General features: G+C 73.0%; 9 protein-coding genes and 1 riboswitch. Of the genes, 6 read left to right on the top strand and 3 right to left on the bottom strand.

The features are described from left to right. The first annotated feature begins 233 nt into the window (after positions 1-233). A riboswitch (cyclic di-AMP (ydaO/yuaA leader) is annotated at positions 234-410 on the top strand. Between the two features lie 3 nt (positions 411-413). Then, positions 414-1,127 carry a M23 family metallopeptidase gene (locus ACFQVC_RS33905; protein ID WP_381837869.1) on the top strand — a complete coding sequence of 238 codons (714 nt, stop codon included), beginning with the start codon at positions 414-416 and terminating at the stop codon, positions 1,125-1,127. 86 nt (positions 1,128-1,213) lie between these two features. On the opposite strand, the gene ACFQVC_RS33910 is transcribed toward ACFQVC_RS33905, so the two are convergent. After that, positions 1,214-2,122 carry a ketopantoate reductase family protein gene (locus ACFQVC_RS33910; protein WP_381837871.1) on the bottom strand — a complete coding sequence of 303 codons (909 nt, stop codon included), beginning with the start codon at positions 2,120-2,122 and terminating at the stop codon, positions 1,214-1,216. Positions 2,123-2,349: 227 nt separating this feature from the next. On the opposite strand from ACFQVC_RS33910, the gene ACFQVC_RS33915 reads away from it, so the two are divergent. Next, positions 2,350-3,558 carry a cytochrome P450 family protein gene (locus ACFQVC_RS33915; RefSeq protein ID WP_381837873.1) on the top strand — a complete coding sequence of 403 codons (1,209 nt, stop codon included), beginning with the start codon at positions 2,350-2,352 and terminating at the stop codon, positions 3,556-3,558. Positions 3,559-3,644: 86 nt separating this feature from the next. Here the strand turns inward: ACFQVC_RS33915 and ACFQVC_RS33920 are convergent, their stop codons facing one another. After that, positions 3,645-4,280 carry a TIGR03085 family metal-binding protein gene (locus ACFQVC_RS33920; protein ID WP_381837875.1) on the bottom strand — a complete coding sequence of 212 codons (636 nt, stop codon included), beginning with the start codon at positions 4,278-4,280 and terminating at the stop codon, positions 3,645-3,647. Positions 4,281-4,362: 82 nt separating this feature from the next. Here ACFQVC_RS33920 and hisI point away from each other — a divergent pair, with 82 nt between their 5' ends. The 4 genes from hisI to ACFQVC_RS33940 all read left to right on the top strand — a co-directional run bounded on the left by hisI (position 4,363) and on the right by ACFQVC_RS33940 (position 7,221). Further along, positions 4,363-4,746, top strand: a complete 384-nt coding sequence (hisI, locus tag ACFQVC_RS33925; protein ID WP_381837877.1) for a phosphoribosyl-AMP cyclohydrolase — start codon at positions 4,363-4,365, stop codon at positions 4,744-4,746. Between the two features lie 11 nt (positions 4,747-4,757). Continuing rightward, positions 4,758-6,260 carry an anthranilate synthase component I gene (locus tag ACFQVC_RS33930; protein ID WP_381837879.1) on the top strand — a complete coding sequence of 501 codons (1,503 nt, stop codon included), beginning with the start codon at positions 4,758-4,760 and terminating at the stop codon, positions 6,258-6,260. Beyond that, complete coding sequence (locus ACFQVC_RS33935) at positions 6,260-6,892, top strand: TIGR02234 family membrane protein (RefSeq protein ID WP_381837881.1); 633 nt, start codon at positions 6,260-6,262, stop codon at positions 6,890-6,892. Before ACFQVC_RS33930 ends, ACFQVC_RS33935 begins: the two co-directional genes overlap by 1 nt. 101 nt (positions 6,893-6,993) lie before the next feature. Beyond that, positions 6,994-7,221: an HGxxPAAW family protein gene (locus ACFQVC_RS33940; RefSeq protein ID WP_381837883.1), complete on the top strand. Its 228-nt coding sequence runs from the start codon at positions 6,994-6,996 to the stop codon at positions 7,219-7,221. Positions 7,222-7,303: 82 nt separating this feature from the next. Here ACFQVC_RS33940 and ACFQVC_RS33945 read toward each other — a convergent pair whose 3' ends face one another. Beyond that, complete coding sequence (locus tag ACFQVC_RS33945) at positions 7,304-9,823, bottom strand: glycoside hydrolase family 3 C-terminal domain-containing protein (protein ID WP_381837905.1); 2,520 nt, start codon at positions 9,821-9,823, stop codon at positions 7,304-7,306. Positions 9,824-10,157 lie beyond the last annotated feature (334 nt).

Genomic DNA, 10,157 nt, shown 5'->3' on the forward strand with positions numbered 1-10,157 from the left:
AGAGCCGATGAACGCGACAGAGCCGATGAACGCGACGGACCCGATGACCGCGACGGACCCGACAGGTCCGCGCAGGTCGGGGCAACACGTGTGTGCGGCCCGCGACTTCACCCCGTATTTGTCGTGCTCCTGTCGTGAAGCTCTTGTGTGGAACCACCCATTCCCCCTAGCGTGCAGGGCGTTCGACACTCGAACGCCGTGCCGCCGGACGCCGAGTCCTGCCCCTGGTGTGCACGGACCCACGGCTGAACCCCACCGGGCAGGAGCGGGGGACCCACCTTCGCCGGCCGGTTCCGCAGTCCGGACGGCGTGGCCCGCAAGGGCCTTGGGGTGAAGCCGCCACCGTGCGGCCGGGCAGACTCCGAGCCCGAACCCGACAGCTCACCTCGCAGGCGTCTGGAGTAGGAGCATCGATGACGGCTGCCAACGCGAAGGCGCCTGCCCGCCACCGCGCCGCAAGACCCCGCAGCGCCCCTCGCCGCCTGGCGACCAAGGTCACCTTCACCGGGGCGGTGCTCGCCCTCCCGGTCGTCGCCGCGGGGACCGCGACCGCCCTCGAGGGCGACAGCACGTACACCGTCGAAGCCGGCGACACGCTTTCCGCCATAGCCGAGGAGCAGGGCGTGGAGGGAGGCTGGCGACAGCTGTACGAGGACAACAAGTCCGTGATCGGGGACGACCCGAATCTGCTGCAGGTCGGCGACGAACTGCAGCTCGCCTCCGACCGGGCCGTGCTGCCGGTCGAGGACGGCACGAAGACCGCGGGCTTCGAGGCCAGCGGCGAGCAGTGGTCCAACGGCCACACCGGGCAGGACTTCGCGGTGCCGGTCGGCACCACGGTCAAGGCGGCCCTTGAGGGCACGGTCGTCTCGGCCGGCTGGGACGACTCCTTCGGCTACGAGATCGTCGTCAAGCACGCCGACGGCGAGTACACGCACTACGCGCACCTGTCGCAGATCGATGTCTCCGACGGCGAGTCGGTGGGCACCGGCGACCGGCTCGGCGCCTCGGGCGCGACCGGCAATGTCACCGGCCCTCATCTGCACTTCGAGGTGCGTACGACACCCGAGTACGGCTCAGCGGTCGACCCGGCCGACTGGCTGCGCGGCCACGGCGTGCAGATCTGACCCGGCCGCGGCGGTGCCCGCGCCACCCCCACGGTGCGGGCCCCGCCGCCCCCGGCCCCGGGCCGGTCGAGGTCCGGCGGCCGGGCTCAAGCGCCGAGAGCGCCGACCTCGGCGACGAGCCCGGCCGTCTCCGGCACCGCGATTCCGTGCCGGGCCGCCGCCCGCAGCAGCGCGCCGCCGATCGCGTCGACCTCAAGGGGCCGCCCCGCCTCGGCGTCCCGCTGCATCGAGGAGCGCGTCGCAGCCGGAGCGGCGTCGACGAACGCCAGGAGCGCCTCGGTGTCCACGGGGGCACCCTCGGCGGCGGCCACCTTGTCGATCTCGCCGATCACCGTGAGCATCCGCTGCCGGTGCTCCGTGCGTACGCCGCCGACCGGCACTCCGTACCGCGTGGTGAGCAGCGCGATCGGCAGCAGGAACGACAGCTTCCCCCACAGCATCGCGGTCTCGTCGTCGCGGACGCGCACCGTGAGACCGGTGGCGCCGAGCACCTCCGCAAGGGCCGCCACGCGCGCGTGCGGCGCGGTGGCGCTGCCCACCTCGACCAGGGCGCCGAGTCCGCCGTGCTCGATCACCCCGGGCGCGACCCGAGTCGACTCCACCCGGATCGTGCCCGGCACGACCTGCCCGGCCGGATAGCGCTCGCGCAGGACGCCGACGTGCTCGAAGCCGTTGAGCAGCGGCAGCACAAGCCCGTCGCCCATGGCCTCGGGCGGCACCCGGTCGAGGGCGGCGCGCAGACCGGTCTCCTTCGGGGTGACGATCAACGCGTCCACGGGCTCCCGGAGCCGGGTGTCCGTCTCCACGCGCGCGGTGAAGTCGCCGAACTCGGGACTGCGTACCGTAAGACCCCGCTCGTCGAGCACGGCCGCGGTCTCCTCGCGGGCCAGACAGATCACCCGGTGCCCGGCGCGCGCGAGCAGCCCGGCGCAGAGTCCGCCGACGCCGCCGGGGCCAAGTACGGCCACAGTCCACGGTGTTGAGGTAGTTGTCATGGACAACAGCTTGCCAGCCTCTCGCGGAAGCCGGTCGGTGACCATGGTCGACGATCTGCGGCGGCGCGATCGACCCCTCCAACGCCCGTGCTTTGAAAGTCACTTGAGAGCCACTTGAGGGCGGCGGGAATCACGTACGACTGTCCTGAATGGCTCTGGGGGCGAAGATCGACCCGCGGGTAGCGTCCAAGGGGTCCGGCCCGTCCGACCGTCCCCAGGGGAGCGCCATGCCGACCGTCGCCACCGACTTCCGGGAGCTGGGCCCGGACTTCGTCCGCAACCCCTATCCCGTGTACGCGCGCCTGCGTGCCGAGGGACCCGTGCACCGGGTCCGCATCACCGACGGACAGGAGATATGGCTCGTCGTCGGGCACGAGGCCTGCCGCGCCGCGCTCACAGACCCGCGGATCACCCGCGACTTCCGCAAGGTCCACGGCGCCCTGGAGAAACTCGGCGGGGGAGCGGCCGACAGCCCCGCGCTCACGCACATGCTCCTGCGCGACCCGCCCGACCACACCCGGCTCCGCCGCCTGGTGGCACGGGAGTTCAGCCCCCGCCGTATCGCGGCCCTGGCGCCGCGCGTCCAGGAGGTCACCGACGGACTCCTCGACGTCATGCTCGCCGCCCCGGACCGCAGGGCCGACCTGGTCGGCGCCCTCGCCTTCCCGCTGCCGATGACCGTGATCTGCGAACTCCTCGGCGTTCCCGAACTCGACCGGTCGTCCTTCCGCGCCTGGTCCAACGAGATCGTCGGCACCGCCACGGGACCGGCGCGCGAAGCCGCCTTCGACGCCATGGTCCGCTATCTCGACGAGCTGATCGAAGGCCGCCGGGCCGCCCCCGGCGACGACCTGCTCAGCGCCCTGATCCACACCGTGGACGAGGGCGGCGACCGGCTCGGCGGTGATGAACTGATCGGCATGGCCGTGCTGTTGCTCATCGCGGGCCACGAGACCACCGTCAACCTCATCGGCAACGGCCTGCGCGCCCTGTTCGCCCACCCCGGCCAGCTGGAGCTGCTGCGCTCCGACCCCGACGGCCTCATGGACGGCGCGATCGAGGAGATGCTGCGCTACGACGGTCCCGTGGAGACCGCCACCCCCCGGTGGACGACCGAGGACGTACAGATCGGTACGACCACGGTGCCGGCCGGCGACATCGTCCTGGTGGCCCTCGCCGACGCCGACCACGACCAGGCGCGCTTCGCCGAGCCCGACCGTTTCGACATCCGCAGGGACGCCCGCGGCCATATCGCCTTCGGGCACGGACTGCACTACTGCCTCGGCGCACCGCTGGCCAGGCTGGAAGGCCGGATCGCCTTCCGTACCCTCCTGGAGCGCTGCCCGGACCTCGCCCCCGACGCGGACGAGGCCGGCCTCGCGTGGGTCTCGGGCATGCTGATGCGGGGCGTACGGACGCTACCTGTGCGGTGGTAGCGCGGGGCGTACGGACGCTGCCCGTGCGGTGCTGGCGCGGCGGTCCCGCGCCCCGGGGCTGCCGGAGCCCCAGGGCCCGGCGTCCGCTAGAGCCCCAGCTGCTTGGCCCCGTGCAGCTTCTCGATCGCTTCCTTGTCGCCGTCGAGGTCCACGCGCGCGTGCTCCTGCCGGCCGAAGACGAACATCGTCAGCTCGCCCGGCTCGCCGGTGACGGTGACCACCGGAGTGCCGCGGTGCGCCACCGCCGTCTGGCCGTCGGGGCGGCGCAGGACCACACCGGTGGGCGCCTTGCGGCCGAGCACCCGCGCCATCTTCTCCAGACGCGACCACAGGGTGTCCGCGAAGACCGGGTCGAGCTCGCGCGGACTCCAGTCCTCCTGGGCCCGGCGCACATCCTCGGCGTGCACATAGAACTCCACCGCGTTCGCCGCCTCGTCGACCTGCTTCAGGGCGTACGGCGAGAACCGCGGCGGTCCCGTACGGATCAGCTGGATCAGCTCCTCGTACGGCTTCTCGGTGAACTCGGCCTGCACCCGTTCGAGGCGCGGGGCGAGTGCTTTGATGAGGAGACCGCCGGCGGCGTCGGCGCGCCGCTCGCGCACCACCACATGGGCGGCCAGGTCACGGGTGTTCCAGCCCTCGCACAGAGTGGGGGCCTCGGGCCCCGCCGCTTCCAACAGGTCGGCGAGGAGCAGCCGTTCACGCTTGGCATGGGTCGACATGACGCCAGCCTAAGCCTGGGGCGTCAGGTCCGCCCAGTGGACGACCGGCCGATTCCTCCCGCGTACCCGGCACAATGGACCCATGAGCAGCAGCAACCTCGACCCGGCCATCGCCGCCCGCCTCAAGCGCAGCGCCGACGGGCTCGTCCCCGCCATCGCCCAGCAGTACGACACCGGTGAGGTGCTCATGCTCGGCTGGATGGACGACGAGGCGCTGCATCGCACCCTCACCACGGGCCGCTGCACCTACTGGTCGCGCAGCCGCCGGGAGTACTGGGTCAAGGGCGACACCTCGGGCCACTTCCAGTACGTGAAGTCCGTGGCCCTCGACTGCGACGCCGACACCGTCCTCGTCCAGGTCGACCAGATCGGCGCCGCCTGCCACACCGGGGCCCGCACCTGCTTCGACGCCGATGTGCTGCCGCTGGAAGTGCCGGGGTCCGAGCCCGCGCGCGACGGTCAGTAGGGTCGGCCGACATGGATCTCGAGACGTTCCGCAAGCTCGCCGCCGACCGCCGCGTCATCCCCGTCAGCCGCAAGCTCCTGGCCGACGGCGACACCCCGGTCGGCCTGTACCGCAAGCTCACCGGGGAGCGCCCCGGCACCTTCCTGCTCGAGTCCGCGGAGAACGGCCGGTCCTGGTCCCGCTATTCCTTCATCGGTGTACGCAGCGCAGGCACCCTCACCGAGCGCGACGGCCAGGCCCACTGGCAGGGCACCGCACCCGTCGGCGTGCCCACCGAAGGCGACCCGCTGGCCGCCCTGCGCGCCACCGTCGAGGCCCTGCACACCCCGCGTGACCTGCACGACGGCATGCCGCCCTTCACCGGCGGCATGGTCGGCTACCTCGGCTACGACATCGTGCGCCGCCTGGAGAAGATCGGTCCCGGCGAGCGCGACGACCTGAAGCTGCCCGAGCTGACCATGCTCCTCACCAGCGACCTCGCCGTACTCGACCACTGGGACGGCTCGGTCCTGCTGATCGCCAACGCGATCAACCACAACGACCTGGACACCGGCGTGGACGAGGCGCACGCCGACGCCGTCGCCCGGCTCGACGCCATGGAGGCCGACCTGGCCAGGGCCGTGCCCCAACCCCCGGTCGCGCTGCCGGAGTCCGCGATTCCCGAGTTCAGCGCGCTGTGGGGCGGCACCGAGTACCAGGACGTCGTCGAGGACATCAAGGAGCGCATCCGCGCGGGCGAGGCCTTCCAGGTCGTGCCCTCGCAGCGCTTCGAAACCCCGTGCTCGGCAAGCCCGTTGGACGTCTACCGGGTCCTGCGGGCCACCAACCCGTCGCCGTACATGTACCTCTTCCGCTTCGACGGCTTCGACGTCGTCGGCTCCTCGCCGGAAGCGCTCGTCAAGGTCGAGGACGGCCGCGCCATGGTGCACCCCATCGCCGGCACCCGGCCGCGCGGCACCACTCCGCAGCAGGACCAGGCGCTCGCCGACGAACTCCTCGCCGACCCCAAGGAGCGCGCCGAGCACCTGATGCTCGTCGACCTCGGCCGCAACGACCTGGGCCGGGTCTGTACGCCCGGCTCCGTCGAGGTCGTCGACTTCATGTCCATCGAGAAGTACTCGCACGTGATGCATATCGTCTCGACGGTGACGGGCCGGGTCGCCGAGGACCGCACCGCCTTCGACGTCCTGACCGCCTGCTTCCCCGCGGGCACCCTCTCCGGCGCCCCGAAGCCGCGCGCGATGCAGATCATCGACGAGCTCGAGCCCTCACGGCGCGGCCTCTACGGCGGCTGCGTCGGCTATCTCGACTTCGCCGGCGACTCCGACACGGCCATCGCGATCCGTACCGCGCTGCTGCGCGACGGCACCGCGTATGTGCAGGCCGGAGCGGGCGTCGTGGCCGACTCCGACCCGGTCGCCGAGGACACCGAGTGCCGTAACAAGGCGGCGGCCGTGCTGCGCGCGGTGCACAGCGCCAACCGCCTCCACGACCGCGAGGGCCGTGAGGGATAGTGGAAGGCGTGACTTCCGCAGCCGTACCCCAGCCTCGCGCAGAGACCCCGCGGGCGAAGGCGCCCGCCGCCCGCCGGAGCCTGGCCGCCGCTCTGCTGCTCGGTGCGCTCGGCGCCGCCGTCGCGCTGCTCGCGTCCCGGCAGACCTGGGCCGCGGGTGACGCCGCCACGGCCGGCGGTGCCCTGCACCAGATCGCCAAGGGCGGCGACGTCACCGGAGTGCCCGCCGCCCTCGCCATCGTGGGCCTCGCCGCCCTCGTCGCGATCTTCGCGGTACGCCGGGTGGGCCGCGTCCTCGTCTCGGTGCTGCTCACGCTCAGCGGAGCGGGCATCGTGGCGGCCGCGCTGCTCGGCGCGCGCGACGATGCGGCCCTGGACGAGAAGGCGGCCACGGCCAGCGGTGACGCCGCCGCGACCATCGACGCCGTCACCCACACCGTGTGGCCCTACGTCGCCGCGGGCGGCGGAGTGCTGCTCCTCGTGGCCGGAGTGCTCGCACTGCGGTTCGGCACGGCCTGGCCCGCGATGTCCGGCAAGTACGAGCGGAGTTCCCGCCGCCCCGCCAAGGCGGACCCGGAGCGGCCCGAGGACATGTGGAAGGCTCTGGACCGCGGCGAGGACCCCACGGGCTGAGCCGTCCGCCGGCGGGTACGCACCGCCCGGCGAGGAGCGGCGGCCTGCCGGTCCATACAATGAGTGCGAGCGTTCGACCTTCAGCAAATGAGGAGCAAGTCATGGCGGGCAGCAGCCACGGACACACCCCGGCCGCCTGGACCGGCGTCATCATCGCGTTCATCGGCTTCTGCATCGCCGGTGCCTTCATGGTGATGAACCAGCCGCTCGGTTTCTGGGCCGGCCTGATCGTCGTCGGCCTCGGCGGTGTGGTCGGCGGTGCGATGCGCGCCGCGGGCATGGGACAGCCGAAGTCGCAGCAGCAGGTTGTGGTGCGTGCGGAGGGCTGAGGGTTCCTCACGGAGCAGGTGAAAGGGGCGGAACGGCTTGTGCCGTTCCGCCCCTTCCGGCTTCCGCGGCCGGGTACCGCCCCTACAGGGCGCCCAGCAGCGGGCACCGCAGACGCAGATCCGCCACGCTGCGGCCCGCCTCGACGCGGTGGCGGCCCGGCAGGCGATGACGGCCGCCGCGGCGCCGGTCCCAGCCCTGTACCGCCCGCATCGGGATCGGCACCGACACCTCGACCCGTTCGCCGGGGCCCGCCTCGACCACCGTGAACGCGGCCAGCTGCCGGGCCGGGCGGTCCGACTCGATGCACTCGGCGCACTCGGACACCGCGTACAGCTGCACGACCTCGCGGCCCGCCCGCCGCCCGGAGTTGAGCAGCCGCACCGTCGCCACGCCCGCGCAGTCGGGGTCGGACGACGGGGCGACCTCGATGTGCTCGTACGTCCAGTCCGTATAGCCGAGACCGTGGCCGAACCAGTAGGCCGGGGCGGGGTTCCCTGCGGGCAGCGCCTCCCAGCCGCGGTAGCCGGTGAACAGGCCCTCGTCGTACGCGAGGATCCCGGCGGCCGGTTCGGTGGCGAGGACCGGGCAGTCCTCCTGGCGCACCGGCCAGGTGGTGGGCAGCCGGCCGCCGGGCTCCTCGGCGCCGAGCAGGACATCGGCCAGTGCGGTGCCGAACTCCTGGCCGGGGAACCAGGCGAGCAGCACCGCCGCCGCCTGCTCGCGCCACGGCATGTGCACGGGGGAGCCGGAGTTGACCACGACGACGGTGTGCGGATTGGCCTCCACGACCCGGGCGACCAGGTCGTCCTGGCGGCCCGGCAGATCGAGCCCCGTCCGGTCGACGCCCTCGGACTCGGTCTCCTCGGTGGTGGACACCACGACGACCGCCACGTCCGACGTGGCCGCGGCGAACGCGGCCCGGGAGATCAGCTCCTCGTCGTCGGGGCCAGGCCCGGCGTGCCCGAGCCGGAAGGCGCCCACGGCCATTTCGTGGACGTCCGCGCACACCCGCTGGACCAGCGAGACCCGTACCGGCACACCGGCCGTCAGCTGCACCGAGCCGCGCGCCTCGGGCGGAAGCAGCACCGCGGCGAGGGGGTCGTCGTGCACCGGCGAGAGATGCCCGGTGAACAGCTCCTTGTCGTCGACGCGCACTTCGAGGGTGCCGAGACCGCAGGCCGAGAAGGTGTGCTCGCCGTCCGTGTCAGGGGTGAACTCGCCGTGGATCTCGACCTGTTGGACGCGTGCGGCGGGCAGGCCCGCAGGCTTGGCGAAGACATGGCGGAGCCCGGCCTCGGTCAGCTCCTCGCGGTACAGCTCGACGCCCCGCTTGCCGCGGAACACGGCGTGCAGTCCGCTCCAGGCGTCGCCGGACGCGGCGGGCAGCGTACCGCCCGGGCCGACGCCGGGCTCGTGCACCAGCTCCACCTCGTCCGGCAGCGCGGCACGCAGACCGTCGAGGGGCGTGACGACGTAGGGCGCCGTGACCTCGGCGCTGCCGCCGCCCATGATCCGCGGCCGGGCCGCACCGGCGCCGATCAGGGCGATACGGCCCGTCTTCGCCGGGGTGAGCGGCAGCGCGGGGTCCGTGCCCACGGGTTCGTTGCGCAGCAGGACGAAGGAGCGTACGGCGGCCTCACGGGCCAGCGCGCCCCCGTTCTGCGCGGCCGGAAGCAGAACCGCCGGAACCGCGGGCTCCGCACCTTCCAGAAGTCCGGTCCTGGCCGCGAGCCGCAGCACCCTGCGCACCTGCCCGTCGACGTCCAGCTCCGGCACCCGGCCCTGGCGGACCGCGGCGACCAGGGCGGCGCCGAAGGCGTGCTCGCCGCCCGGCATGGCGATGTCGGTGCCGCCCATGGCCGCACGGTCGGTGTCGCGGCAGGCGCCCCAGTCGGAGACGACCGCGCCGTCGAAGCCCCACTCGCCCTTGAGCACCCCGTGCTGGAGCCGGACGTGCTCGGTCATCGTGCAGCCGAGGACGCTGTTGTACGCGGCCATCATCGCCCAGGCCCCGGCCTCCTTGACGGCCGTCTCGAAGGGCACCAGATACTGCTCGCGCAGCACCTTCTCGTCGAGCTGCACGTCGTAGCCGAGCCGCTGGGTCTCCGATTCATTGGCGACGTAGTGCTTGGGTGTCGCGGCCACCCCGCCGTCCTGGACGCCACCGATGAAGGCCGCGCCGATCCGGCCGGTCAGGAGCGGATCCTCGGAGAAGTTCTCGAAGTGCCGCCCGCCGAGCGGGGTGCGGTGCAGATTGAGCGTCGGCGCGAGCAGCATGTGCACGCCCTTGGCGCGCGCCTCCTGCGCGATGAGCCGGCCGATCCGGCGGACCAGGCCGACGTCCCAGCTCGCGGCCTGCCCGGAGGGCGAGGGAAAGGCCGTCGAGGCCTCCGTGCCGGGGGAGCCCCCTGGCCCGCCGGGGGAGCGCACGCCCACCGGCCCGTCCGCCATCACCAGGGACCGCAGGCCGATCCGCTCGACCGGCGGCAGCGACCACATGTCACGGCCGGCCAGGAGCGAGACCTTCTCCTCCAGCGTGAGCACGGCGAGTGCCGCCTCCACGGCCTGCTCGCGGCGGGCCGCCACGGAGAGCTCCTGCATGATCGTCACGGGGGGACACCTGACCTTCGGCGTGCTCGGTGGCTCGGTACTGCAGCTGCCACCCTGCCGTCGTTTAACTGGCCTTTACGTAGGCCGAAAGCCCCCGGCGGCACGGGCGTAGGTCCCTTCGGGACCCCGTTCGTCCACAGGCGCCCGGCGCCGCGGCAAGGCAGAATGCGGGGGTGACCGCAGACCGCACCGCCACTTCGCACGGCGTCCCGCACCCGCCGCACCCCGGGCCGTACACGCCGCCGCAACAGGCCGCGCACGGCGCGGTGGCCGCGCACGGCGCGGTGGCCGCGCACGGCGCGGTGGCCGCGCCGGGCGTGCCCCC

The organism is Streptomyces monticola (assembly GCF_042665355.1).
Taxonomy (GTDB): Bacteria; Actinomycetota; Actinomycetes; order Streptomycetales; family Streptomycetaceae; genus Streptomyces; species Streptomyces monticola.